Genomic DNA, 23,795 nt, shown 5'->3' on the forward strand with positions numbered 1-23,795 from the left:
GTTTGCGGGCCCGCTCGGGCTCAGCGACCTTTGTGGCCTAGCCGAGGTTCACCGACCCACCAACAGATGCGTGCCGAGCTCCTCCTCCGGGACGTTGACGGACCGGCCTCGGTGTTGACAGGTCCACCCGAAGTTGCCGCACGCCCGCGTTTACGGGGCTTCGTTGTCGCCTTCCGGGGTGTAGGTGGTGTGGAAGGTGTCGGTGGTGGTCAGGCCGGAGAGGTGGATGCGGGTGGGTGTTGGGGCGAGGTAGAGGTTGGCCTCGGCGAAGGGGTCGGCGGCGTCGTCGTCGGGGGTGCCGAACTGGCGGGTCCAGGTTCGGGTGTGGCCGGGGGAGTACTTCGTGAGGACGGCGTCGAACTTGCCCAGGGGTGTTTCGAGGGCTCCGTCGGTGAAGCCTGCTGCGTAGAGGTTGCCGGAGTCGTCGACCGCTAGTGCGGCGCCCTTGTCGTTGCCGGTGGTCCCGAATTGGTCCCGCCAGGTCACAACGCCGTTGACGTCGACGCGCGCGACCAGGAAGTCCTTGTCGCCGGCCAGAGTGCCGGAGAAGTCGCCGGCGGTGTAGCCGGTCAGGTAGACGCCGCCGGCTGGATCGGCCGCCAGCCCCCAGGCTTCGTCCGACGCGGGTGTGCCGAACTGCGTCATCCAGACCGGCTCGCCGGAGGTCGAGTAACGAGCGACGAAGCCGTCGATTCCGCCGGCCGGTGTCCCGAGGGAGCCTGCTGTCATGCCGGCGATGTAGACAGAGCCTCCGGAGAACGTGATCGCCATCCCCTTGTCCTCGGCGGTGCTTCCGACCTGGCGCAGCCAGACCTGTCGGCCGTCGGCGTCGAGCCGGGCGAGGAAGACATCCTTGTCGCCCTGGTTCGCGCCGCCCAGCGAGCCCTTCGTGTAGCCGCCGACATAGATGTCCGACCCGTCAACAGCGATCGAGTAACTCCGATCAGCAACCCCAGGTACGCCGAGTTGCGTCACCCACCGGCGATTGCCCGCAGCGTCGTACTGCGCCACGAACGCATCGTCCGAAGCGTTCCCCGCATGCGCGCCGTCGAGATCACCAGTCGTGTAGCCGGTCACCACGACACGCCCCTCCGCGTCCACGGCAACGCCGTACGGGCGTTCGGTCCCAGCGGTCCCGAGTGAGCGCGTCCACTCGCGTGTCCCGTCCGGGCGGGTCTTGATCAGCGCGACGTCCTTCGCGCCGGCGTACGGCTGACCGTCCAGCGAGCCCTCCACCGCGATCGCCTGATAAACGTTGCCTGAGGCATCAGTTGCGATCCCGCCGGCCCGGTCCTCGCCCGGCGTGCCGGTGATGGTCGCCTTCATCGGGACGGCCGGCGGCTTCCCGATGTACTGGAAGATGTACTTCGCTCCCTCGGCGAACGTCGCCCCCCAGACGTCCCAGTCGTGCCCGCCGTCGACGACCCGGAACTCCGAGGTCAGTGTCGGCACCCGGACCGCCTGGTTGAACACGACATGCGCCTCGAAGTCGAGGTCGTGGGTCGCGTCGATCGCCTTCGGGTTCTTGTACTCGTCGTCGCCGACCGCGATGTAGAGATGCGACGGCAGCCCGGTCGCCGCGAACGACTTCAGCGCCGCCGGCCAGTTCAGCCGCAGGTACGTCGCCTCCGAGAACGGATCCTTCCCCTTGCCGAAGGCACCGAACTCCCGGGTGCTCGAGTCCGCCGGTGGCAACGGGAAGTACACCGCCGGACTGAGGGCGATCGACGCGCCGAACACCTCCGGATGCGCCAGCGCATAACGCAGCGCGCCCGCCCCGCCCATCGAGTACCCGGCGACCGCGCGCCCGGTCCGGTCCGCGATCGTCCGGTACGACGCGTCCACCTGCGGGATCAGATCGTGGAAGAACGCGGTCTCGACCGGCCGTCCAGGGGGTACGGCGCCATCCGCGGAGCCGCGGTACGCCGAATCGACGTACCAGCCGGCGCGGTTGCTCCAGGGGGCATCCGGCATGATCGCGATCGTCGGCGGGATCTCGCCGGAGCCGATCAGCTCGTCGAGCCGGCTCTTCACCTGGGTCCAGGCGGCCATCGAGTCGCCGCGGCCGTGCAGGAGGTAGAGGACGGGGTAGCGCTGGGTCGAGTCGGCGTACCCGGCCGGGAGGTAGACGTTGTAGTCGATGTCCTCGCCGAGGGTCGCCGACCGCACGCTGGCGGCGGTGATGGTTCCGGGCTGGGTGGTCGGCTGAGCACTCGAACCGGGCACGACAAGACTCCCAACCAACGTGGCGACCGTCAGGGCGGCAGGCAGCAGCAGTTTCCTCACACGTCAGGTTGTAATCGGTTACGTAAACGATTACAAGAGCCGGGACCCAGCGAACGGCGGGAGGGCGGACGCCGGCTAGCGGCCGGTGAAGGTGGGCTTCTGCTTGGCGACGAAGGAAGCGACGGCGTTGTGATGGTCCTCGGTGTCGCCGGTGAGTTGCATCTTCCCCGCCTCGAAGACGAGGGACTCGGCCAGCGTGTGGGTCGCCGAATAGCCGAGGGACTGGCGGACGGCGCCGTACGCGACCGTCGGGCCGGTGGCGAGCTTGCCGGAAAGGTCAGCGACGGCGGAGGCCAGCTCGGCGGCGGGGACCACCGAGGTGGCGAGCCCGAGGTCGAGGGCCTCGGCGGCGGGGATCGTACGGGGGAAGTAGAGGAGCTCGAGCGCCTTGGCGTGCCCGATCAGGCGGGGAAGGGTCCAGGAGATGCCCGTGTCGCAGGACAGGGCGATGCCGGTGAAGGCGAGGTTGAAGCCGGCCGTGTCGGCCACCACCCGGAAGTCGCACGCGAACGCCATCGACGCGCCGGCGCCGGCCGCGACCCCGTTCACCGCGGCGATCACCGGCTTCGGCATCTCGGCCAGCGCCAGCGCGATCGGCGCGTAGTGGTCCGGGACCGTGCTCCACAGCGCGGCGGTGTCGTTTGCCTGGAGCAGCCCGATGTGCTCCTTCAGGTCCTGACCGACACAGAACGCCCGGCCGGTCCCGGTCAGCACGACGACGCGGACGGCGTCGTCCTCGGCGGCGGCCTGGACGGTGTCGCGGAGCAGGACCTTGGTCGCGGTGTCGAGCGAGTTCATCGCGTCCGGCCGGTTCAGCGTGATGGTGGCCACGCCCTCGGCGACGGCGTAGGTGACGGAGTCACTCATCGTGGTCAGCTCCTTGACATTCGGTGAGATTTTCAGTGCAGTGTCAGGCAGTCGTCGACGAAACGCCCGGCCGCGGGGCTCAGTCGTTCGGCGTGGAAATCGAAGAACGCGGCGGCCCGGGTGCCGGCCCAGTCGGCGGGCAGCAGCTCGGCCGGCAGCCCCGGATCCCGGAACAGGAACTTGCGCCATTCGTGCACGAGTTCGGACCGGACCGCGAACGCCTGCTCGTCGGTGGTGTCGTCGCCCGCGGCGTCGACCAGCGCCTTGGCTTCGATCAGCCAGGCGTCGTACGACGCGCCGAGCTCGTCGAGCCGCCAGACCCGCCGGGCGAACTCGACCGCGCCGTCGTCGATCGGTGCGCGGAACCGGTCCGCGGCGATCCCTTCCACGCCGAGGATCTGGTCCACCTCGGCGTCGTTGCGCAGTCCGACCCAGGCGCCGTCGGACAGCGGAGCCCAACCCAGAAAGGCGAGTTGGCTCGCGAGCTGTTCGCGGCGGCGCGCGTTCGGCACCTCGCGGAGGACACCCAGATGCCAGTGCCGGTCCCAGTCCGCGGAGCCCTCGGAACCGGCCGCGACCGGGGTGCCGTCGGGGGCGGTGCGATAGATCCGGGCAGCCGCGTCGTCGAGGCGGCGACGCGCCCGGGACGTCAGCGCGTACCCGGGCTGGCCGTCGAGCCGGACCGGCTCCAGCCAGCCCTGCCGGACCATCCGGGACACGGCGGTGCGCACCGCCGGCGGATGGACGCCGAGCGGCGCGAGCAGCCGGACCAGGGCCGCGACCGGGGCCCGCGCACCTCGCGCGCGCAGGTGGTCGCCGTAGAGGTCGAAAAGGGCTGAACGGGCGTGCACAAGACTTGAGTCTGCCGTATGGTGCACGGCTCTGGCCTGTGATCGGGAATAATGGGGTCCGATACACACTGCGATACGCGCCGACGGCGCATCACCGCAACGGCGCCGGCGACGGTCGGTCCCGCGCGGTGTCGTCGCTCAACACCGACACTGGGAAGGGGTGCGCGCATGGCGGCGATGAAGCCGCGGACGGGCGATGGTCCGCTCGAGGTCACCAAGGAGGGTCGGGGGATCGTGATGCGGGTTCCGCTCGAGGGCGGCGGCCGGCTCGTCGTCGAGCTGAATGCCGACGAAGCCACCGAGCTCGGCAACGCGCTCAAAGCAGTCGTCGGCTGACCGGATCCTCCCGGGGTGCTCTCGCACCTCTGCCAATCATTCCGACCCCGGTGGGTGCCCTTTTCGGCACCGGCCGGGGTCGTTACGGTTGGCCCGGCACAACTCCCTTTGATCAAACTCCAGTGAGGTCGTCCTAGTGGCTCGCCGCAGCAGTTCGTTCGCGTTCCCGACTCTTCCGGCTGTGGCCTGGCAGCCAGGGCTGCCCGTGCACGGCGCCCCGACCTGGGTGGTCGTGGTCGGCGAGGGCGGTCTGCCGGCCGCCGCGAAAGAGGCCGGTGAACGGCTCGGCGTCGATCTCGGCCGGCTGCTCGAGGCGCAGCAGGCGACCGGCTTCACCACAGCTGCCGGCGCGACGGCGGCGTACCCGCTGCTGGCCGGCGAGGTGACCGAGATCCTGCTGGTCGGTGCCGGTGACGGCAGTGCGAAGGACCTGCGACACGCCGGGGCGGCGATCGCCCGGTTCGGTCGCGGCAAGGACGAGCTCACCACGGTCGTTGCTGAGGGCATCGATGACGCGGCGCTGCAGGCGTTCGCGGAGGGCATCGTGCTCGGATCGTTCACGTACACCCTCAAGACCGTCGACGCGGGCAAGCCGGTGCTGGCCCGCCTCACGCTGACCGACGGATCGTCGGCGGCCCGGCAGCCGGTGCTGGACCGTGGCGTCGTGATCGGGCGGACCGGCTGGCTGGCCCGGCAGTTCGCGATCACCCCGTCGAACGAGAAGGACCCGGCCTGGCTGGCCGCCCGCGCCACCGAGCTGGCCGCGTCGACCGGTCTCGAGGTGACGGTCTGGGACGAGAAGAAGCTGGCCGCCGACGGGTTCGGCGGCATCCTCGCGGTCGGCCAGGGATCGACCAGGCCGCCGCGGTTCATCCGGCTGGACTACGTGCCGGAAGGTGCCACCAAGGACACGCCGTACGTCGTCCTGGTCGGCAAGGGCATCACCTACGACACCGGTGGCCTGTCGCTGAAGCCGCGCGAGGGCATGGTGTCGATGAAGCGCGACATGACCGGCGGCGGCTCCGTGATCGCCACCCTGTCGGCGCTGCGCGAGCTCGGTGCCCAGGTCAAGGTGACGGGCCTGATCTGCTCGGCCGAGAACATGCCGTCCGGTACGTCGTACCGCCCGGACGACGTGATCCGGCACTACGGCGGCCGCACCACCGAGGTGAAGAACACCGACGCCGAGGGCCGGCTGGTAATGGCCGACGGACTCGCGTACGCCGTGAAGGAGCTCAAGCCGGACGTCCTCGTCGACATCGCCACGCTGACCGGCGCGATCAAGGTGTCGCTCGGATCGATGCTGTACGGCGGACTGTTCGCGACCGATGACGCGCTGGCGGACAACCTCGCGGACGCCGGCCGGGTGTCCGGTGAGGAACTGTGGCGGATGCCGCTGCCGGCCGAGTACGAGGAGCTGATCTCGACGCCGATCGCCGACTCGGTCAACAGCTCGAAGGGCCCGGGCTCGATCACCGCCGCCCTGTTCCTGAAGGCCTTCGCCGGCGATGTCCCGTGGGCGCACCTCGACCTGTCGTCGATCGCCGAGTCGCCGGCCGACCGCTTCGAGTACTCGATCGGTGCCACCGGCGCCGGCGCCCGCCTCCTCACCACCTGGCTGACCTCAGACACGCCAACCTCCGGCATCGGCTGAGTCAGCCGATCATCCCCGGGCTCCGATGGAGTCGAGTTCGGCGACGGCGTCGGACGGGAGAGCCAGGTCGGCGGCCGCGGTGTTTTCGCGAAGGTGGGCTACCGACGAGGTGCCGGGGATGACGATGCTGGTGGCGGAGCGCTGCAGGAGCCAGGCGAGGGCGACCTGTTGCGGGGACGCGTTCAGGCGGGTGGCGACCTTGGCCAGGGTTTCCGACTGGAGCGGGCTGAAGCCGCGGAGGGGGAAGAACGAGGCGAAGGCGATGTTGTTGGCGGCGCAGTAGTCGACGACGTCGTCGTCCTGGCGCCGGACCAGGTTGTAGAGGTTCTGCACGGTGACGACCGGCGCGATGGCCTGCGCCTCGCGGATCTGGGTGACGGTGACGCCGCTCAGCCCGAGATGGCGGATCAGGCCTTCCTGCTGCAGCTCGGCCAGCACGGTGAACGGAGCGGCGATCGAGTCCTCGCTGCCGCCGTCGTGTGCGGCGCTGCGGAAGTTGACGACGTCGAGGACGTCCAGGCCGAGGTGCTCGAGATTCTCATGGACCTGGGCCTTGAGGTCGTCCGGCTCCTCGGAGTGGATCCAGCTCGCGTCGTCGCCGCGGCGGGCGCCGACCTTGGTGACGAGGTGCAGGTCCGCCGGGTACGGGTACAGCGCCTCCTTGATCAGCTCGTTGACCACGGCCGGGCCGTAGAAGTCGCTGGTGTCGATGTGGGTGATGCCGAGGTCGACGACCTCCCGCAGTACGGCGATCGCCTGGTCGCGGTCCTTCGGTGGGCCGAAGACACCCGGGCCGGCGAGTTGCATGGCGCCGTACCCGAGTCGGGTGATGGTCAGGTCGTCGGCGAGGGTGATGGTGGTGTTGGTCATGCCTCCACTGTTCGTCGGCTTGACGCCGGCAGGGAGTACCCCGCTGTTCCTGGTAGTGACAGGACCCAGTCACCGGAGCGTGCCTCCCACTACCGTGGAAGGCATGGAGAGTACGAACGCGCTCGGCGAGTTCCTCCGCGCCCGGCGCGAGCAGGTCAAGCCCGAGGACGTCGGTCTCCGCCGGGTCGGGCTGCGACGGGTGCCGGGGCTGCGGCGCGAGGAGGTCGCGATGCTGGCCGGGATCAGCTCGGACTACTACCTCCGGCTGGAGCAGGGCCGGGACCGCAACCCGTCCGTGCAGGTCCTCGAGTCCCTGGCCGACGTACTGCGGCTGGACGCGGACGCGACGGCGTACCTGATCGGGCTCGCCCAGGAGCGTCCGCACGTCGCCCCGAGGCTGCGGGCGAGCGTGCCGGACAGCATCCTGGAGCTGATCGACGGCTGGCCGGACAACCCCGCCTACGTGCAGAACAAGTACACCGATGTCCTCGCCGTCAACGCGTTGTGCGCGGCGCTGTCCCCGAACTACGCCGTCGGGGTGAACCTCCTGTCCGCCGTCCTGCTCGACCCCAGCGAGCGCGAGCTGCGCCGGGACTGGGACGAGCTGACCGAGGAGGGCGTCGCGATCCTCCGCACCGAGCTCGGGCCGGACGTGGACGACCCGCGCCTGAAGGAGCTGGTCGGCGACCTCTCGCTGCGCAGCGACAGGTTCCGGCAGCTGTGGGCGCGGCACGACGTGCGCCCACGGCGCGGCCGGCTGAGCCAACTGACCCATCCTGCCGTCGGTGATCTGGACCTCCGCTCCGACAAGCTCACGATCGGCGGCACCGACAACATCACGCTCGTCGTCTTCCATGCCGTGCCCGGCTCGCGTGACGTCGAGTCGCTCGCGCTGCTGGGCAGCCTCACCGCCACCACCGAGGACGTGCCGGAGCGGAGCATCAAGCCCACCGACCGAAAGCCCGAATGATCCGCGGGAACGCCGCGTACGCCGTGCCGAAGTGGTCGACCGCGCCCATCGAGTGGACGGTGACCTCGGCGCCTCGAGCGCGCAACGAGGTGGCGCAGGAGTCTGCGTTCGCGGCCACGACGTCTGTGTCCTTCGTGCCGCTGTAGAGGTGTACCGGGACTCGCGGAGTCCAGTCATGGCAGATCTCGTCAGCCGCGCGCAGTGCCCGCAGGAAGCGGCCGGTCGGGTGCTGGAGACGCTCGGCGAACTCGGGTGTGAACAGCTTCTGCGGTGAGTCCGGCAGTGCGGCGGCGATCTCCTCGTCGGGGTGTGTCCCGTCGAACAGTCCCTCGATGGTGTCGGCGTACGGCTCCCGGAAGGCCTCGCGGGGGTCGTCGTACAGGCCGACCGTTCGGTTCCAGGCGGTGACGAAGTACGCGAGGTAGAACGCCGCGGTCGGGGGCGCGACACCGCCGTCGAAGGTTGCCGGCAGTTCGCTGCCGAGCAGGTCGTACGGTCCGGCGACGGCCTGTAGCGCACCGAGCCGGAACGGCCCGGCCTCACCGCGGCTCAACGCCCGCCCGAGCGCGAGCGAGGCCCGGCCGCCCTGCGAGAAGCCGGTGACCAGGACGTCCCGCTTGAGTGCCACCCCGTGCTTGGCCGCGAAGGTCCGGGCCGCGAGCAACAGGTCCGCGGACGCGGTCGTCTCGGTCCTGGTGTCGATGTACGGGTGCAGACCCGGACCGAGTCCCAGACCGAGGTAGTCCGGCGCGACGCCGACCAGACCAGCCCCGGCGAAGAGCGCGGTGACCAGGCGATCGGTCGAGGTGTCGTCGACCGACGCCGCGTAGGCCTTGGTCGCGAGGGTCCCGTGCAGGTACTCCGCGACCGTGAGCGCGCCCCGCCGCCCGTTCGGCAGCACGACGATGCCGCTCGCGGTCGTCGGCCGGCCGTCATGGTCGATCGTGCGATAGATCAAGCGGTACGCCGTCACGCCGTACCGAGCGGGTGGGGTGCCAGTGAAGTCGGCCGCGGCGGCGTCCAGTTGGGCGGCCGTCAGTGTGGCGACGGGGACCGCGGAGACGAGCGCGCCACGGACGGCATGCGTGCTGGTGACGGCGGCCTCGGACAGCGTCGGCTGGGTGACCGAGGCGTAGGCCGAGAGCGGGAAGGCGACGAGGGCTGCGGTGGCCAGGGTGGCGGCGACCGTCTTGGTCAGGCGAGAAGTCATACCTCAACCCAACCGCCGGGCCGCCACCCGGACGATGGTGCGAACCCCCGTGCCCGTAGTGGGGTTTTCCCTACCCGAGCAGGCCGGTGTACAGCTGCACGGTCCGGTCCGCGACGGCGTCCCAGCCGAACTCCGAGACCGCGCGCTCGCGACCGGCCTTGCCCATCGCCTCGGCCTTGGCCGGGTCGCCGACCAGCTCGTTGATCCCCGCGGCCAGCCCGCGCTCGAAGGTGTCGATGTCGTTCTCGTCGTACGGCACCAGGATGCCGGTCTCCCCGTCGTTGACGACCTCGGGGATCCCGCCGACCGCGCTGGCCACGACGGCCGTCTCGCACGCCATCGCCTCCAGGTTGACGATGCCGAGCGGCTCGTAGATCGACGGGCAGCAGAACGCCAGCGCGTGCGTCAGCACCTGCCGGACCTCTTCGCGCGGCAGCATCTCGGAGACCACGAACACGCCGTCCCGGGCCAGCTTGAGGTCGTCGATCAGCGCATCCGTCTCGGCCTTCAGCTCGACCGTGTCGGCCGCGCCGGCCAGCAGCACCAGCTGCACGGAAGGGTCGAGCCGCAGACCGGCCCGGAGCAGGTGCGGCACACCCTTCTGGCGGGTGATCCGGCCGACGAACGTCACGTACGGGCGGTTCAGGTCGACCCCGAGCCGCTCGAGCACGCTGGTCTTCGGGTCCGGGCGGTAGAAGTCCGCGTCGATCCCGTTCGAGATCACGTGCACCTTGGCCGGGTCGATCGCCGGGTAGCAGTCGAGGACGTCGTCCCGCATCCCGCGGCTCACCGCGACCACGGCATCGGCCGCCTCGTACGCCGTCTGCTCGGCCCAGCTGGACAGCCGGTAGCCACCGCCGAGCTGCTCGGCCTTCCACGGGCGGCGCGGCTCCAGCGAGTGGGCGGTCACCACGTGCGGGACGCCGTACAGGAGCTTGGCCCAGTGGCCGGCCATGTTCGCGTACCAGGTGTGGGAGTGCACGAGCTGTGAGTCGCCGACCGCGGCGGTCATGGTCAGGTCGGTGGACAGGATGCGCAGGGCCGCGTTCGCGTCGCGCATCCTGTCGTCGTCCTCGGAGTGCGCGGTCGCGCCGTGCCGGGGCTCGCCCATGCAATGGACGTCCACGTCGATCAGGCGGCGCAGCTCGCGGACCAGGAAGTCCACGTGCACTCCCGCCCCGCCGTACACATCCGGAGGAAACTCACGCGTCAGGATGGCGACCTTCATGAGGCCGACCATAGGTCATCACGCGACGTGTGTCGGCACCCAGAACCGCAGCTTTCCGTGTCGTTCGTCTTCCAATTCGCCACCGGCCGCCTCGATGACCTTGCGCGAGGCGGCGTTGCCGGTGTCGCAGGTGACCAGGGCCGGGTCGATGCCGAGGGCGGCCGCGATCGGGAGCGACTGGGTCAGCATCTGGGTCGCGTAGCCCTTGCGGCGGGCCGACGGGCGGACGTAGTACCCGATGTGGCCGCCGATCTCGGTCAGGGCCGGGGTGAGGTCGTGCCGGATCGACAGCCGGCCGAGCCACTCGATGCCGTCGACGAACCAGAGCACGGTCTGGTGCACGATCCCCGGCGGCAGCTCGGTCTCCGGCTCCGCCTCGACTCTGATGGCGTCGACCATCCGGGCGAACTCGGCCGGATCGTCCGCCTGCTCCCGCGTCCACTCCTCCTCCGCCCCCGCCACCGAGCGCGCCCCCATCCACCGCTCCTCCGCCGCCCCCGCCTCGTCCCAAGCAGCCAGGAACCCTCGGTGAACAGCGGTAGACGGTACGACAAGGATCGGCATCTGCCCAGTGTCCAGGGTCGGGGGTGGCTTCGCACCAGCGCCGACCCTGAACACTTAGTGTCGCGACACTCGCAAGCGCTTATGCCTGCGGGTTCTCGGAGCTAAGGCCATGTGCCCCCCTCCTGCACAGCACGATCGGGCACTCGGTGGGCACCTCGCGGCACCGGAGAGCCGACCACGATGCTCCGCATCGAGGTCACCTCTCCGGCACCCCGATGCACTCCACCGAGCACCCGCTCGCACTGCACATGAGGGGGGCACATGGCCTAAGGTGCGGACATGGCAAAGGCGCCCAGAGTTCTCGGAATCGTGCTGGCCGGCGGTGAGGGCAAGCGGCTGATGCCGCTGACCGGGGACCGGGCCAAACCGGCCGTCCCGTTCGGGGGCAGTTATCGGCTGATCGATTTCGTGCTGTCCAACCTGGTCAATGCCGGCTACCGGAACCTCTGCGTGCTGACGCAGTACAAGTCGCACTCGCTCGACCGGCACGTCACGCTCACCTGGCGGATGTCGACGCTGCTGGGCAACTTCGTCACCTGTGTGCCGGCCCAGCAGCGGCTCGGCCCGCAGTGGTACCAGGGCAGCGCGGACGCGATCTACCAGTCGATGAACCTGATCGCCGACCACAAGCCCGACATCATCGTCGTGTTCGGCGCCGACCACGTCTACCGGATGGACGCCTCGCAGATGGTGGCGGCGCACCTCGAGCGTGGGAACGGCGTGACCGTGGCGGGGATCCGGGTGCCCCGGGTGGAGGCGACCGAGTTCGGCGTGATCAAGACCGGCGCGGACGGGCACTCGATCGAGGAGTTCCTGGAGAAGCCGGCCGACCCGCCGGGCCTGCCGGACTCCCCGGACGAGACGTTCGCCTCGATGGGCAACTACGTGTTCACCGCCGACGTCCTGGTCGAGGCGCTGCGCAAGGACGCCGCCAACCCGGCGTCCCGGCACGACATGGGCGGCGACATCGTGCCGATGCTGGTTGCCGAGGGCAAGGCCGGCGTCTACGACTTCAAGGACAACGACGTCCCGGGCGCGCTGGACCGGGATCGTTCGTACTGGCGCGACGTCGGGTCGCTGGACTCCTACCACGAGGCCCACATGGACCTGGTCTCGATCCAGCCGGTGTTCAACCTCTACAACTCCGACTGGCCGATCTTCACCTCGCACCCGCAGCTGCCGGGCGCGAAGTTCACCGACGACGCGACCGTCGGCGAGTCGATCGTCTGCCAGGGCTCGATCGTGTCCGGCGCGACCGTCGAGCACTCGGTGCTCGGCTCCAACGTGATCGTCAGCGCCGGCGCCTTCATCGAGCGCGCGGTGATCATGGACAACTGCAAGATCGGTGCGAACGCCGTCCTGAAGAACGTCATCCTGGACAAGAACGTGATCGTCCCGGACGGCGTCGAGATCGGCGTCGACCCCGATCACGACCGGGAGCGGGGATTCACTGTCTCCAAGGGCGGTGTCACGGTGCTCGGCAAGGGCCAGGTGATCGATCCGCCGAAGGCCGATGCCGCGTCCGACGAGTCAGAAGACGAGGTTGCCAAGGCGTGAGCACGGAGACTGAGGCATTGGAGCTCGATGCCACGGATCCGGGGCATCGCGACCTCTTCGACGTACCGCTGGCGCAGGGTGGCGACCACGCCGACGTGGCGTACTTCGCCGGCAACTCGCTCGGCCTGCGCCCGCGCGCGACCCGCACCGAGCTGCTCGAGGACCTCGACGCGTGGGCCGCCCTGGGCGTCGAAGGGCACCTGGACGCCGAGCGGCCCTGGCTGCCGTACCACGAGCTGCTGACCGGTCCCGCGTCCCGGCTGGTCGGTGCGCTGCCGAGCGAGACCGTCGTGATGAACTCGCTCACCGTCAACCTGCACCTGCTGATGGTCTCGTTCTACCGCCCGACCCGCTCGCGGCACCGGATCGTGATCGAGGACTCGGCCTTCCCCTCGGACAGTTACGCCGTCCGCTCGCAGGCCCGCTTCCACGGGTACGACGCCGAGGACGCAATCATCCGCCTCCGGCCCCGGCCCGGCGAGGACTGTCTGCGGACGGCGGATGTCGTCGAGCAACTGGGTGCCGACGTGGCGCTGGTCCTGCTGGGCGGCGTGAACTACCTGACCGGTGAGCTGATGGACATCCCCACGATCACCAAGGCCGGTCACGCGGCCGGCGCGATCGTCGGCTGGGATCTCGCGCACGCGGCCGGCAACGTCCCGTTGGCGTTGCACGATTGGGGTGTGGACTTCGCGGCCTGGTGTTCGTACAAGTACCTCAACTCGGGGCCCGGCGCGCTCGCGGGCGCCTTCGTGCACGAGCGGCACGTCGGTGGCGACCTCCCGCGGTTCGAGGGCTGGTGGAGCACGGACCCGTCGACCCGGTTCGAGATGACGCCGGAGTCGCGGCCGCCCGCGTCCGCGGATGCCTGGCAGGTGTCGAACCCGCCGATCTTCTCGATGAGCCCGGTCCGGACGTCGCTGGAGATCTTCGACAAGGTCGGCATCGGGGTGCTGCGCGAGCGCAGTCTGCGGCTGACGGCGTACCTGGAGAAGCTGTTGACCGGATGTTCCTTGCGGGTGATCACGCCGTCCGACCCGGAGAGGCGTGGGGCGCAGTTGTCCTTGAAGGTGGTGGGGATGCGGGCGGGTGACTTGGCGCGGCGGCTCCGGTTCGAGTACGGCGTGATCGCGGACGCGCGGGAGCCCGACGTACTGCGGCTCGCGCCGGTGCCGCTCTACTCGACGTACCACGACTGCTGGCGGGCCGCGTCCGCTCTGGCCGAGGTGATGCCGGCATGAAGGTCGCGATCGTCGGGGCGGGGCTGACGGGAAGCTTGCTCGCGTGTTTCCTGGCGCGGCGTGGATTGCAGGTGATGTTGTACGAGCGGCGCCCGGATCCGCGGGTCGCGCAGGTCGAGCGCGGCCGGTCGATCAACCTGGCGATCTCCGAGCGCGGACTGGACGCGCTGCGGCGGATCGGCTTGGTCGACCAGGTGATGGCCGACGCGCTGCCGATGAAGGGCCGGATGATCCACCCGGTCTCCGGGCCGCTGGATTTCCAGGCCTACTCGGCCTCCGGCGATCGCGCGATCAACTCGATCAGCCGGGGTGCGCTCAACAACGCCTTGCTGACGGCGGCTTCGGACGCCCCCGGGGTGACTGTCGTCTTCGAGCATCGGCTGGTGGAGCTGGACTCGCAGGCCGGCCGGATGGTGTTCGCGACGCCGTCTGGGAAGGTGTCGGCGTCGGCCGACGTGGTTCTGGGTGCGGACGGAGCGGGCTCCGCGGTCCGCGAGCAGTTGCTTGCCGAAGGCATCGTTGCCGAGGACGTCGACTTCCTCGACTACGGCTACAAGGAGCTGTCGATCCCGGCCGTGGACGGCGAGTTCGCGCTCGATCCGGGCGCCCTGCACATCTGGCCGCGCGGGACGTCGATGATGATCGCGCTGCCGAACCCGGACCGGTCCTTCACCTGCACGCTGTTCTGGCCGGCCGGATCCTTCGACGCACTGACCGACGCCGCCGGCATCGAAGCGCACTTCCAGCAGAACTACCCGGACCTGTTGCCGTTGGCACCGGATCTGGTCGACGACTACCTGCACAACCCGGTCGGTGTGCTCGGCACCGTCCACACGTTGCCCTGGCAGGCTCACGGGCGTACGGCGCTGCTCGGGGACGCCGCCCACGCGATCGTCCCGTTCTACGGCCAGGGGGCGAACTGCGCCTTCGAGGACGTGGTCGAGCTGGACCGGTGCCTCGACGACACGGGCGGCTCGTGGGCCCGGGCATTGCCGTTGTTCGAGGCGCGTCGCCGTGAGAACACCGAGGCCATCGCCAGTATGGCGCTGGCCAACTTCATCGAGATGCGCGACAAGGTGGCGTCCCCGGTCTTCCGGCTGACCAAGCGCTTCGAGCACGCGCTGGAGCGGTTGCTCCCCGGCCGGTACGTCTCCCGCTACGAGCTGGTCTCCTTCTCGACCACGCCGTACGCGGAGGTCCAGCAGCGGGTGAAGCGGCAGCATCAGGTGCTGGGGCTGGGCGCGGTCGCCGCGGCCGGTGTACTCCTCGGGGTGGCGCGAAGGCGGGGCCGGCGATGAGTTTGTGGACACCTGAGTTGCTGACCGGGCAACCGAGCTCGGTCGGATTGTTGCGGCACTTCGTCGACGGACAGTTCGTGGAGAGTGCGTCGACGTTCGCGAAGGTCTCACCGGTGACCGGCGAGCAGATCTTCGACGTGTGTGAGGCGGACTCCGACACCGTCGATGCGGCGGTTCAGGCCGCGCGGGGTGCGTTGCGCGGTCCGTGGGGCCGGATGAGCGAGCAGGAACGGGCCGCGGTCCTGCGGCGGGTCGCGGACGGGTTGGAGCGGCGGTTCGACGACCTGGTCGCGGCCGAGGTGGGCGACACCGGGAAGTCGGTCAGCCAGGCGCGGACGCTGGACATCCCGCGCGGCGCGGCCAACTTCCGGGCCTTCGCCGACTTCGCCACCACGGCGGCCACCGAGTCGTACACGACCGTGCTGGCCGACGGGCGGCGGGCGCTGAACTACGCGGTCCGGAAACCGGTCGGTGTGGTCGCGATCGTCGTACCGTGGAACCTGCCGTTGCTGCTGCTGACCTGGAAGGTCGCGCCGGCGCTTGCCTGTGGCAACGCGGTGATCGTCAAGCCCTCCGAGGAGACCCCGGCCTCGGCGACCGTGCTCGCCGAGGTGATGGCGGAGGCCGGCGTACCGCCGGGGGTGTTCAACCTCGTGCACGGGTTCGGGCCGTCGTCGGCGGGGGAGTACCTGACCCGGCATCCGGGCGTGGACGCGATCACGTTCACGGGCGAGTCCGCGACGGGTACGGCGATCGCCAAGGTCGCGGCGGATCGGGTCAAGGCGGTGTCGTTCGAGCTGGGCGGGAAGAACGCCGGGCTGGTCTTCGCCGACGCGTCGCTGGATGCCGCGGTCGAGGGATCGGTGCGATCGGTCTTCACCAACGGCGGGCAGGTCTGCCTGTGCACCGAACGCTTGTACGTCGAACGGCCCGTCTTCGACGAATTCTGCTCCCGACTGGCCCACCGTGCGTCCGAGCTGACCTACGGCTGGCCTTCGGACGAGGCGACGATGAACATGCCGCTGATCTCGAAGCAGCACCGCGACAAGGTCCTGTCGTACTACGACCTCGCGCGGACCGAGGGAGCCGAGGTGCTCACGGGTGGCGGCGTACCGTCGTTCGGCGATGCCCGTGATGGTGGTTGCTACGTGCAACCAACCGTCGTCACCGGGCTGCCGGCCGACGCGCGGACGAACACCGAGGAGATCTTCGGCCCGATCTGCCACATCGCGCCCTTCGACAGCGAGGAGGAGGCGTACGCGCTGGCGAACGGGTCCGACTACGGGCTGGCGGCAACGGTCTGGACCCGCGACGTCGGCCGCGCGCACCGGGCCGGGCCGGCCCTGGAGGTCGGCATCGTCTGGGTCAACACCTGGTTCCTCCGCGACCTGCGCACGCCCTTCGGCGGCATGAAGCTGTCGGGCGTCGGGCGCGAGGGCGGCCGGCACTCGCTGGACTTCTACTCCGAACCGACCAACGTCTGCGTGGAGCTGACATGACCCTGCTTTTGGCCGGGCCTTCGGCGCCGGCGTGGTCATGGGACCTTGGCTCCCGGCCTTCCCTCGTCGCTCCGGTCGCTTCGCTCCCTGCGCTCCTCAGTCCAGGCCGGGAGGCCCCATGACCGTCGTGCCAGGTAAGGCGGTGCCGCGGGGGCGGTTTCCGCACGTCAAGGTCAGCGGTGGGTTCGCGTTCGTCTCCGGGACGTCGAGCCGGCGGCCGGACAACACGATCGCCGGTGCGTCCGTGGACGAGCTGGGGACGGTGGCGCTGGACATCCGGGAGCAGACCCGGGCGGTGCTGGAGAACATCGCGGACGTCCTCGGGGCCATCGGCGCGGGACTGCAGGATCTTGTCAGCGTGACGACGTACCTGGTGACGATGAACGACTTCGGCGGGTACAACGAGGTGTATGGCGAATTCTTCGACGAGTCCGGGCCGGCCCGGACCACCGTCGCAGTCCATCAGCTGCCGCATCCCCAGCTGCTGATCGAGATATCCGCTGTCGCGGCGATCCCGCACAAGGAGGAGTAGGGCATGGCCAACCTGGAGTCGACGAACTTTCCGCAGTGGATCGAGGAGAACAAGCACCTGCTGAAGCCGCCGGTCGGCAACAAGCAGATGTTCCCGACCGGTGACGACTTCATCACCATGGTGGTCGGCGGGCCGAACCAGCGCACCGACTTCCACGTCGACCCGTACGAGGAGTTCTTCTACCAGATCCGTGGGCACGCCCACGTCAACGTCATGACGGAGGACGGGCCGGCCCGGGTCGACATCGACGAGGGCGAGATGTGGGTCCTGCCGCGGAACATGCCGCACTCCCCGCAGCGCGCGGCGGACTCGATCGGCCTGGTGATCGAGCGGGTCCGTGAGCCCGGGGTCCTGGAGAAGTTCCGCTGGTACTGCGAGAACTGCAACGCGATCGTGCACGAGGTCGAGCTCCAGGTGACGGACATCGTCGCCGACCTGCCGCCGGTGTTCAAGGCCTTCTACGAGAGCGAGGACGCGCGCACCTGCCCGGAGTGCGGCACTGTGCACCCGGGCAAGGGCTGATGACCGTTGACGTCCACACCCATCTGGTGCCGAAGGGGTGGCCGGATCTCTCGGTAGCGTGCGGCGGCGACGGCTGGCCGTGGCTGCGGATCGACTCCGAGCGGGCCGCGATGATCATGGTCGGCTCGACCGAGTTCCGCCCGATCGGCCCGCAGGCCTGGGATCCGGCGACCCGGCGTGCGGACATGGATGCCGACGGCATCGACGTCCAGGTGGTCTCGCCGACGCCGGTGTTCTTCGGCTACGACCGGCCCGCCGACCAGGCGGTGAAATTGGCGCGCATCTTCAACGACCTCACCCTGGAGACCTTGGCCGGGGACGACCGCTTCGTGGCGTTCTGCCAGGTGCCGCTGCAGGATCCGGACGCCGCGTGCGCCGAGCTCGACCGCTGCCGGGCGGCCGGTCACGCGGGGGTGGAGATCGGGAACCACGTCGGTGACAAGGATCTCGACGACGCCGGGATCGTTGCCTTTCTCAACCATTGTGCCGCGACCGGGACACCGGTGCTGGTGCATCCGTGGGACATGCCGGGCGGTCCGCGGCTGGACCGGTGGATGGCGCGCTGGCTGACCGGGATGCCGGCCGAGACCCACCTGTCCGTGCTGGCGATGATCCTCGGCGGTGCCTTCGACGCGCTTCCGCCGTCGCTGCGGATCTGTTTCGCCCACGGGGGTGGGAGTTTCGCGTTCTGGCTGGGCCGGCTGGAGAACGCCTGGCACCGGCGCGGCGACATCGTCCGTGGTTGCTCCGAGCATCCACCGTCGCACTACCTGGACCGGTTCTTCGTCGACACGGTGGTGTTCGAATCAGCGCCTTTACGGCTACTTGTCGATACCTTGGGGGAAGACCGCGTTCTGGTCGGCAGTGATTATCCCTATCCACTGGGTGAGCGGCCGGTCGGGGAGGTGGTACGGAAGGCCGGTTTCCTGACCGCGGACCAGCAGCGGAAACTGCTGTCCACGAACGCACTGCGCTATCTCGGGAGGTCTGATGAGTGAAGACCGATCGGTACTGTCGCGCGAAGCGCGTGAGCCCGACGAGGAGCTCCGGTACGGCGACCACGCGGACCAGGTGATCGACTACTGGCACGCGAAGGAGTACCGGCCGCTGGTCGTGTTCGTGCACGGTGGTTTCTGGCGGCCGGAGTACGACCGGATGCACGCCCGCCCGCTCGGTGAGGCGATCTCCGACCTCGGCTGGCCGGTGCTGTCCCTGGAGTACCGCCGCGAGCCCGGCGATCCCGATGTCACGACGTCGGACGTCCGTACGGCGCTCGACGCGCTACCGGACCTGGTCGACGTCCACGCCGGCTACGTGCTGATCGGCCACTCCGCGGGCGGCCAGCTCGCCCTGTGGGCCGCGTCCACCCTGAACCCGGTCCGCCTTCGTGGCCTGATCGCGCTCGCCCCGGTCGCCGACCTGCTGATGGCCGACCGCCTGCACCTCGACGACGGCGCCGTCCAGGACTTCATCGGCAGCGGCGTCCGCAACGACCTCGACCCGGTCCACCTCCCCGCCTCGATCGCCCGCGTCACCCTCATCCACGGCACCGCCGACATCCGCGTCCCCATCACCGTCACCGAGTCGTACTTCACCGCCCACCCCACCGCCCGCTTCGTCCGGGTGGACCACGCCGGCCACTACGATCTCATCGACCCGCTCAGTGACGCCTGGCACGAGGTCACCACCGAACTCACCCACCTGACGGGCTGATCAGCATGCTCAAGGGACGACGGATCGTGTTGCGTCCGGTGCGTGAGCGCGACCTGGACGCCTTCATCACCGCCCACACCGAGATCTCCACCCGCGGTGCGTACTTCCCGCTCGGCGTCCACTCGGAGTCGGTGCTGCGGCGGACGTACGCCGAGACCGGATTCTGGGAGCGTGACGAGGGCACCCTGCTGATCTGGGACCGGGAGGAGATCCTGGTCGGCCACATCGAGTTCTTCAAGTCGGTCGGCTACTGGGACGCCTACGAACTCTCCTACCAGCTCTACGGCCCGGAGCACGCCGGCCAGGGCTACACAACCGAGGCGGTCTGCCTTCTGGTCGACTACTTGTTCGGCTCGAAGAAGGTCAACCGCCTCTCCCTCGTCATCGTCCCCGAGAACGCTCCGAGCCGGCGCATCGCCGAGAAGTGCGGCTTCCAGCTCGAAGGCACCGCCCGAGGCGCTTTCTTCAACGCCGGCCGCAACCTCGACGTCCTCGTCTACTCACTCCTCCGCGACGACCCCCGCCCCTGGCACCGCCCCAGCTGAGGCGGGCGGCCTCAGCCCTCGCGCCCGGGATCGCGGCGCGGGTCGGAGGTGACGGCGTCGATGACGTCGTCGAGGGCGGCCGGAGCTTCGTCGTCACCGGCTCGCGCGGGCACCTCCGCCTGGTCGGCCTCGGCCTCCTCGAGCTGCTCGGCGATCTCGACGACGTCCGCGGCGGTGAGGTCCTGATCGGCCAGCCGCGCGTGCACCACGAACTCGTACAGCAGGAACAGGCTGACGTCGTCGTCCCCGCGCTCCTGGCCGACCTTGAAGGGTTTGTTGATGACGTTGAGCAGCCGGAGCAGGTAGAGGAAGAAGAACGACAGGAACCCCAGCGTCACCAGGGTTTCCGTCTGGCCCCCGATCCTGGTGAACATCAGCAGCAGCACGATCATCACCACGAACGAGACGATCATCGCGTAGGCCGAGGGCAGGAACTCCTCACGCTGGATGTGGTAGACCCGCAGTGCTGATTTGCGCAGACCGGCCTGCTCGGCCCGGAGCCGTACGACGTAGTTGGCGGGGGCGTCGGACTCGTCCAGTTCGACGAACGACTCCGAGAGCTGCTCGATCGCGTCCTGGCACTTGCGGGTGTCACCCGCGCTGATGTCCTGTCGCAACGCGTCCACGACGCCGATGAGCCGCTCCCGCAGCGAGTGCAGGTTCGGCGACCCCCAGACGCGGCTCATCGATTCGCATTCCCGCAGGATCGCGTACAGGCCCGCCGCGAGGTCGGTGGGGGCGCGTTCGGCGTCCTTGTAGTCCGACAGGGTCCCGGCGATCACCAGCGCCATCACGAACACCCCACCGGCGATGATGCTCGAGGCGAGCGCGGTCGGGCCGATGCCCTCGACCCCGATGCTCCACAGCACCGCCCGGATCCCGACCAGCACCACGACGACGGCCAGCGTCTGGAGGGCGAGGCGGTAGTCCTTCAACGAGTTTCGCCACGGCATCTGCGGCCTCCACGTGCTCCCTGCTACTGGGCATCTCCCGCTCCGGAACGGAGGGGCGGACCGCGGCGACCGGCAGTCACGCCCGTCCCGAACACCGTAACGTCCACAGAGACCCGAGGCGACGCCTGGCACGAACCGGTGTGGGCATCAGGCGGATTTGTGGCGGGCACCGCCCTCGATGTGGATCGTCTCGCCGGAGATGAAGCCCGCGCGGAGGAGCCACATCACTGTGTCGACGACGTCCTCGGTCTCGCCATGGCGGCCGACGAAGGTGCCGGCCGCGCTCTTGCTCAGCAACGCGGCCTTGTTGTCACCCAGACGATCCCATGCGCCCGAGTCCACAACACCGGGCGAGACGGCATTGACCCGCACCGGAGCGAGATCCGCAGCCAGGTGGCGCGCGGCGTACTCGACCGCACCGTTCGTGATCCCCTTGACCAGCGAGCCCGGCCCGGGCCGCCAGCCGACGACGCCGGAGAACATCACTATCGACCCGGTCGGCCGCAGAACAGGGGCGAAGTGCTTGGCGACCAGCAGGGGGCCGACCACCTTCGCCGTGAACGCAGCCAGCAGCTTGTCGCGATCCAGCTCGGTCGCGCGCACGTCGTGCGGCGCCGAACCGGTCGTCACGAGGTGATCGATTCCGTCCTTCAGCCGCTCCGCCGCGGCCGCGATCGTCGACTCGTCCTGCAGATCGACCCGTATCGCGGTGGCGCCGATCTCGCGGGCGAGCACGTCGGCCGCCGCCAGATCACGCGCGCCGACGACGACGTCGTACCCGTCCTTCACCGCACGCCGCGCCACGGCCGCGCCGAGCGCCCGTGCACCGCCGATGACCAGGATCCGCTCCATGTGTGTCACTCCCTCTCGTAGGATCGGGAGTAACGGTATGGATTTGATACCGGTATCTTCAACGGAACTGGGAGCACCCATGGGCAAGGCGTACAACGTGATGGCGGCGACCTGCCCGAGCCGCACCGTGCTGCACCGCATCGGAGCCCGCTGGACCGTGTTCGTCGTCAACGCCCTGGACGAGGGACCGCGCCGCTTCACCGAACTGAAGGCGCACATCCAGGGCATCACCCCGAAGGTCCTGACCGAGACCCTGCGTTCCCTGGAAGCCGACGGCCTGATCAGCCGGCGCGATTACGACGAGAACCCGCCTCGCGTCGAGTACGCCCTGACGCCACTGGGCCGTTCTCTGCTCATCCCGCTCCGCGCCGTGCGGCTCTGGGCCGAACAGCACGTCCCCGACATCGAGGCAGCCCGAGCCCGTCGGCCTACGCACCTCAGCGGCTGAGGCATCACCGTCGAGCCGCAGCCCGCCTGGCCCGTAGGTACTCGCCCGGTCCCGCAGTTGTCGTGGTGGGTCAGCTGAGGCGTTTGGCGGCGGTGAGGAGGCCCTCGGAGGTGGGGAGGAGGGCGGAGACCAGATCGTCGTCGTCGCGGACGGCGCGGATGAGGTCGCGGAGGGCGTTGGTGTCGGGGTCGCGGATGGCCGGGTCGGCGACGCGGCCGCCGGTGAGGATGCCGGCGAAGGCGACGACGCCGCCGGGACGCAGCAGGCGGAGCGCCTCGTGCAGGTACGCCGTGTTCTCGCGGCGGTCGGCGTCGCAGAAGACGAGGTCGTAGTGGCCGTCGGTGAGCCGGGTGACCACGTCCAGTCCGGCACCGGCGATCAGGCGGAACCGGTTCGACGGGATGCCGGAGTCCAGGAACGTCTTGCGGGCCAGGCGCTGGTTCTCCGCGTCGATGTCGACCGTGGTCAGGGTGCCGTCGGTGCGCATGCCGCGCAGCAGCGCCAGCCCGGAGACGCCGGTGCCGGTGCCGATCTCGACGACCGCCTTGGCGCCCACGCCCGCGGCCAGCATGCTCAGCGCGGCGGCCGCGCCGGGGCCGATCGGGGCGACTCCGCTCTCCGCGGCGCTCGCCCGTGCACCGGTGACGACCTCGTCCTCACCGGTGTAGTCCTCGGCGTAGGCCCAGGACGTCGGGTCGATGCCGGTGGCGATGATGCCCTCCCAGGGATCTACGGCTGCGCTACTCATGCTGAACCGAAGCCTAGCGCCCCGAGGTCCGCATTCCGTGCTGCACGCGCGGACACTGCGCACTCCTGCTCATTACACACGGGCTTGAATCAGATATGATCGTCCTTTGGCAGGTATGGCGCGGTCCGGTGAGGGGAGGTGCGGAGTGAGTTCAGGCGCGGATGACGTCGATGCCGGCTTCCTTGAAGACGGTCAGCTGGGACTCGTCGGCCTGGGCGTCGGTGACGAGGGTGTCGATCTCGCTCAGCTCGCAGATCCGGGCGAACGCCCGCTGCCCGAGCTTGGAGGAGTCGGCCACCACGACGACCTTCGCGGCCCGGCTGACGATCAGCTGGTTGATGTTCGCCTCGCCCTCGTGGTGGGCGGTGGCGCCGGTCTCGTCGATCCCGTCCACGCCGATGAAGGCGATGTCCAGGGACAGGTCGGACAGGATCCGGTGCGACAGCGGCCCGATCATCTCGTAGGACTGCGGCCGGGCGACGCCGCCGGTCAGCACCATCTTCACGTGCGGCCGGACGATCAGCTCGTTGGCGATGTTCAGCGCGTTGGTGACGAGGGTGAACGCGGGCTCGCCGTGCTCGGCCGACAGCTCCGGCCGGGTCGCCAGCGTGCGCGCCACCTCCGAGATCGTGGTGCCGCCGTTCATCCCGATCACCATGCCGCGGCGCACCAGTGTGGCCGCCGCCTGCGCGATCCGCTGCTTCTCGGACGCGAAACGCGCAGTCTTGTAGCGCAGCGGCAGGTCGTACGACACCGCGTTGGCGACCGCGCCGCCGCGGGTCCGCGTCAGGAGCTGCTGCTTGCCGAGGTGGTCCAGATCGCGCCGAATCGTCGCTGCGGACACATGCAACTGCTCGGCCAGCTCATCGACGTCGATGGCGCCCTTCTCGGCGAGCGACTCGAGCAAGGTGTTCAGGCGTTCATAACGCTTCACCCGGGGCTCCTCCTTCACACAATCGGTCAGCCCGGTGGCGGCTGGTTGGCACCATTCGATCACGTTCGAGCAGTTTCGACCATGACAAGTGCGGAGACGACATGACGCAGACGCCAT

At 69.5% G+C, this 23,795-nt stretch carries 24 protein-coding genes; 13 read left to right on the forward strand and 11 right to left on the reverse strand.

Annotated features, from left to right (window positions below):
• Nucleotides 1-150: 150 nt before the first annotated feature.
• The 3 genes from ACZ6O0_RS24340 to ACZ6O0_RS24350 form a co-directional block, all read right to left on the reverse strand.
• Nucleotides 151-2,286: an SBBP repeat-containing protein gene (locus ACZ6O0_RS24340; protein WP_465767260.1), complete on the reverse strand. Its 2,136-nt coding sequence runs from the start codon at nucleotides 2,284-2,286 to the stop codon at nucleotides 151-153.
• Between the two features lie 75 nt (nucleotides 2,287-2,361).
• Nucleotides 2,362-3,153, reverse strand: coding sequence for an enoyl-CoA hydratase/isomerase family protein (locus ACZ6O0_RS24345; RefSeq protein ID WP_465767261.1), 792 nt, complete (start codon nucleotides 3,151-3,153; stop codon nucleotides 2,362-2,364).
• Nucleotides 3,154-3,185: 32 nt separating this feature from the next.
• Nucleotides 3,186-4,004 (reverse strand): PaaX family transcriptional regulator, encoded by an 819-nt coding sequence (locus ACZ6O0_RS24350; protein WP_465767262.1) that lies wholly within the window; start codon nucleotides 4,002-4,004, stop codon nucleotides 3,186-3,188.
• 168 nt (nucleotides 4,005-4,172) lie between these two features.
• Here ACZ6O0_RS24350 and ACZ6O0_RS24355 point away from each other — a divergent pair, with 168 nt between their 5' ends.
• Entirely contained in the window at nucleotides 4,173-4,340 is a 168-nt protein-coding gene (locus tag ACZ6O0_RS24355) for a DUF3117 domain-containing protein (RefSeq protein ID WP_012923066.1), read from the forward strand.
• Nucleotides 4,341-4,521: 181 nt separating this feature from the next.
• Nucleotides 4,522-5,994 carry a leucyl aminopeptidase family protein gene (locus ACZ6O0_RS24360; RefSeq protein ID WP_465767263.1) on the forward strand — a complete coding sequence of 491 codons (1,473 nt, stop codon included), beginning with the start codon at nucleotides 4,522-4,524 and terminating at the stop codon, nucleotides 5,992-5,994.
• A 9-nt stretch (nucleotides 5,995-6,003) separates the two neighbouring features.
• Here the strand turns inward: ACZ6O0_RS24360 and ACZ6O0_RS24365 are convergent, their stop codons facing one another.
• A complete protein-coding gene (locus tag ACZ6O0_RS24365; RefSeq protein WP_465767264.1) occupies nucleotides 6,004-6,864 on the reverse strand; it encodes an oxidoreductase in 861 nt (286 codons plus the stop codon).
• Nucleotides 6,865-6,967: 103 nt separating this feature from the next.
• Between ACZ6O0_RS24365 and ACZ6O0_RS24370 the strand changes: the two genes are divergently transcribed.
• Nucleotides 6,968-7,834, forward strand: a complete 867-nt coding sequence (locus tag ACZ6O0_RS24370) for a helix-turn-helix domain-containing protein (RefSeq protein ID WP_465767265.1) — start codon at nucleotides 6,968-6,970, stop codon at nucleotides 7,832-7,834.
• Here ACZ6O0_RS24370 and ACZ6O0_RS24375 read toward each other — a convergent pair.
• The 3 genes from ACZ6O0_RS24375 to ACZ6O0_RS24385 all read right to left on the reverse strand — a co-directional run bounded on the left by ACZ6O0_RS24375 (nucleotide 7,806) and on the right by ACZ6O0_RS24385 (nucleotide 10,836).
• Complete coding sequence (locus ACZ6O0_RS24375) at nucleotides 7,806-9,044, reverse strand: hypothetical protein (RefSeq protein WP_465767266.1); 1,239 nt, start codon at nucleotides 9,042-9,044, stop codon at nucleotides 7,806-7,808. The two genes, ACZ6O0_RS24370 and ACZ6O0_RS24375, sit on opposite strands and share 29 nt — an antisense overlap.
• Before the next feature lie 70 nt (nucleotides 9,045-9,114).
• Nucleotides 9,115-10,272 carry a glycogen synthase gene (gene glgA, locus ACZ6O0_RS24380; protein WP_465767267.1) on the reverse strand — a complete coding sequence of 386 codons (1,158 nt, stop codon included), beginning with the start codon at nucleotides 10,270-10,272 and terminating at the stop codon, nucleotides 9,115-9,117.
• A gap of 18 nt (nucleotides 10,273-10,290) precedes the next feature.
• On the reverse strand, nucleotides 10,291-10,836 hold the full coding sequence (locus ACZ6O0_RS24385) for a GNAT family N-acetyltransferase (protein ID WP_465767268.1): 546 nt from the start codon (nucleotides 10,834-10,836) through the stop codon (nucleotides 10,291-10,293).
• Between the two features lie 279 nt (nucleotides 10,837-11,115).
• Between ACZ6O0_RS24385 and glgC the strand changes: the two genes are divergently transcribed.
• The 9 genes from glgC (at nucleotide 11,116) to ACZ6O0_RS24430 (ending at nucleotide 19,743) form a co-directional block, all read left to right on the forward strand.
• Complete coding sequence (gene glgC, locus ACZ6O0_RS24390; RefSeq protein ID WP_465767269.1) at nucleotides 11,116-12,393, forward strand: glucose-1-phosphate adenylyltransferase; 1,278 nt, start codon at nucleotides 11,116-11,118, stop codon at nucleotides 12,391-12,393.
• Nucleotides 12,390-13,634: a kynureninase gene (gene kynU / locus ACZ6O0_RS24395; RefSeq protein ID WP_465767270.1), complete on the forward strand. Its 1,245-nt coding sequence runs from the start codon at nucleotides 12,390-12,392 to the stop codon at nucleotides 13,632-13,634. The genes glgC and kynU overlap by 4 nt, the downstream gene beginning before the upstream one ends.
• Nucleotides 13,631-14,932, forward strand: coding sequence for an FAD-dependent oxidoreductase (locus ACZ6O0_RS24400; RefSeq protein ID WP_465767271.1), 1,302 nt, complete (start codon nucleotides 13,631-13,633; stop codon nucleotides 14,930-14,932). The genes kynU and ACZ6O0_RS24400 overlap by 4 nt, the downstream gene beginning before the upstream one ends.
• Nucleotides 14,929-16,431, forward strand: coding sequence for a 2-hydroxymuconic semialdehyde dehydrogenase (locus tag ACZ6O0_RS24405; RefSeq protein ID WP_465767272.1), 1,503 nt, complete (start codon nucleotides 14,929-14,931; stop codon nucleotides 16,429-16,431). Before ACZ6O0_RS24400 ends, ACZ6O0_RS24405 begins: the two co-directional genes overlap by 4 nt.
• Nucleotides 16,432-16,549: 118 nt before the next feature.
• Nucleotides 16,550-16,963, forward strand: coding sequence for a RidA family protein (locus tag ACZ6O0_RS24410; RefSeq protein ID WP_465767273.1), 414 nt, complete (start codon nucleotides 16,550-16,552; stop codon nucleotides 16,961-16,963).
• A gap of 3 nt (nucleotides 16,964-16,966) precedes the next feature.
• Nucleotides 16,967-17,485: a 3-hydroxyanthranilate 3,4-dioxygenase gene (locus ACZ6O0_RS24415; protein ID WP_465767274.1), complete on the forward strand. Its 519-nt coding sequence runs from the start codon at nucleotides 16,967-16,969 to the stop codon at nucleotides 17,483-17,485.
• On the forward strand, nucleotides 17,485-18,483 hold the full coding sequence (locus ACZ6O0_RS24420) for an amidohydrolase family protein (protein ID WP_465767275.1): 999 nt from the start codon (nucleotides 17,485-17,487) through the stop codon (nucleotides 18,481-18,483). Before ACZ6O0_RS24415 ends, ACZ6O0_RS24420 begins: the two co-directional genes overlap by 1 nt.
• Nucleotides 18,476-19,198 (forward strand): alpha/beta hydrolase family protein, encoded by a 723-nt coding sequence (locus tag ACZ6O0_RS24425; RefSeq protein WP_465767276.1) that lies wholly within the window; start codon nucleotides 18,476-18,478, stop codon nucleotides 19,196-19,198. The genes ACZ6O0_RS24420 and ACZ6O0_RS24425 overlap by 8 nt, the downstream gene beginning before the upstream one ends.
• 5 nt (nucleotides 19,199-19,203) lie before the next feature.
• Complete coding sequence (locus ACZ6O0_RS24430) at nucleotides 19,204-19,743, forward strand: GNAT family N-acetyltransferase (RefSeq protein ID WP_465767277.1); 540 nt, start codon at nucleotides 19,204-19,206, stop codon at nucleotides 19,741-19,743.
• 11 nt (nucleotides 19,744-19,754) lie between these two features.
• Here ACZ6O0_RS24430 and ACZ6O0_RS24435 read toward each other — a convergent pair whose 3' ends face one another.
• Nucleotides 19,755-20,696, reverse strand: a complete 942-nt coding sequence (locus ACZ6O0_RS24435; protein WP_465767278.1) for a hypothetical protein — start codon at nucleotides 20,694-20,696, stop codon at nucleotides 19,755-19,757.
• A gap of 147 nt (nucleotides 20,697-20,843) precedes the next feature.
• Entirely contained in the window at nucleotides 20,844-21,548 is a 705-nt protein-coding gene (locus ACZ6O0_RS24440; protein WP_465767279.1) for an SDR family NAD(P)-dependent oxidoreductase, read from the reverse strand.
• A gap of 79 nt (nucleotides 21,549-21,627) precedes the next feature.
• On the opposite strand from ACZ6O0_RS24440, the gene ACZ6O0_RS24445 reads away from it, so the two are divergent.
• A complete protein-coding gene (locus ACZ6O0_RS24445; protein WP_465767280.1) occupies nucleotides 21,628-21,996 on the forward strand; it encodes a winged helix-turn-helix transcriptional regulator in 369 nt (122 codons plus the stop codon).
• Between the two features lie 70 nt (nucleotides 21,997-22,066).
• On the opposite strand, the gene ACZ6O0_RS24450 is transcribed toward ACZ6O0_RS24445, so the two are convergent.
• Both ACZ6O0_RS24450 and ACZ6O0_RS24455 read right to left on the reverse strand, forming a co-directional pair.
• Nucleotides 22,067-22,744, reverse strand: a complete 678-nt coding sequence (locus ACZ6O0_RS24450) for an O-methyltransferase (protein ID WP_465767281.1) — start codon at nucleotides 22,742-22,744, stop codon at nucleotides 22,067-22,069.
• Nucleotides 22,745-22,895: 151 nt separating this feature from the next.
• Nucleotides 22,896-23,678, reverse strand: a complete 783-nt coding sequence (locus ACZ6O0_RS24455) for a DeoR/GlpR family DNA-binding transcription regulator (protein ID WP_134108530.1) — start codon at nucleotides 23,676-23,678, stop codon at nucleotides 22,896-22,898.
• Between the last annotated feature and the right edge of the window lie 117 nt (nucleotides 23,679-23,795).

Source organism: Kribbella sp. NPDC048837, assembly GCF_055586945.1.

Coding starts and splice junctions, on each gene's coding strand:
- ACZ6O0_RS24425 (WP_465767276.1), top strand. CDS start 18,476: ATGAGTGAAGACCGATCGGTACTGTCGCGCGAAGCGCGTGAGCCCGAC.
- ACZ6O0_RS24375 (WP_465767266.1), bottom strand. CDS start 9,044: ATGACTTCTCGCCTGACCAAGACGGTCGCCGCCACCCTGGCCACCGCA.
- ACZ6O0_RS24355 (WP_012923066.1), top strand. CDS start 4,173: ATGGCGGCGATGAAGCCGCGGACGGGCGATGGTCCGCTCGAGGTCACC.
- ACZ6O0_RS24345 (WP_465767261.1), bottom strand. CDS start 3,153: ATGAGTGACTCCGTCACCTACGCCGTCGCCGAGGGCGTGGCCACCATC.
- ACZ6O0_RS24400 (WP_465767271.1), top strand. CDS start 13,631: ATGAAGGTCGCGATCGTCGGGGCGGGGCTGACGGGAAGCTTGCTCGCG.
- ACZ6O0_RS24370 (WP_465767265.1), top strand. CDS start 6,968: ATGGAGAGTACGAACGCGCTCGGCGAGTTCCTCCGCGCCCGGCGCGAG.
- glgA (WP_465767267.1), bottom strand. CDS start 10,272: ATGAAGGTCGCCATCCTGACGCGTGAGTTTCCTCCGGATGTGTACGGC.
- ACZ6O0_RS24440 (WP_465767279.1), bottom strand. CDS start 21,548: ATGGAGCGGATCCTGGTCATCGGCGGTGCACGGGCGCTCGGCGCGGCC.
- ACZ6O0_RS24405 (WP_465767272.1), top strand. CDS start 14,929: ATGAGTTTGTGGACACCTGAGTTGCTGACCGGGCAACCGAGCTCGGTC.
- ACZ6O0_RS24430 (WP_465767277.1), top strand. CDS start 19,204: ATGCTCAAGGGACGACGGATCGTGTTGCGTCCGGTGCGTGAGCGCGAC.
- ACZ6O0_RS24450 (WP_465767281.1), bottom strand. CDS start 22,744: ATGAGTAGCGCAGCCGTAGATCCCTGGGAGGGCATCATCGCCACCGGC.
- ACZ6O0_RS24435 (WP_465767278.1), bottom strand. CDS start 20,696: ATGCCGTGGCGAAACTCGTTGAAGGACTACCGCCTCGCCCTCCAGACG.
- ACZ6O0_RS24415 (WP_465767274.1), top strand. CDS start 16,967: ATGGCCAACCTGGAGTCGACGAACTTTCCGCAGTGGATCGAGGAGAAC.
- ACZ6O0_RS24445 (WP_465767280.1), top strand. CDS start 21,628: ATGGGCAAGGCGTACAACGTGATGGCGGCGACCTGCCCGAGCCGCACC.
- ACZ6O0_RS24410 (WP_465767273.1), top strand. CDS start 16,550: ATGACCGTCGTGCCAGGTAAGGCGGTGCCGCGGGGGCGGTTTCCGCAC.
- ACZ6O0_RS24420 (WP_465767275.1), top strand. CDS start 17,485: ATGACCGTTGACGTCCACACCCATCTGGTGCCGAAGGGGTGGCCGGAT.
- ACZ6O0_RS24385 (WP_465767268.1), bottom strand. CDS start 10,836: ATGCCGATCCTTGTCGTACCGTCTACCGCTGTTCACCGAGGGTTCCTG.
- glgC (WP_465767269.1), top strand. CDS start 11,116: ATGGCAAAGGCGCCCAGAGTTCTCGGAATCGTGCTGGCCGGCGGTGAG.
- ACZ6O0_RS24365 (WP_465767264.1), bottom strand. CDS start 6,864: ATGACCAACACCACCATCACCCTCGCCGACGACCTGACCATCACCCGA.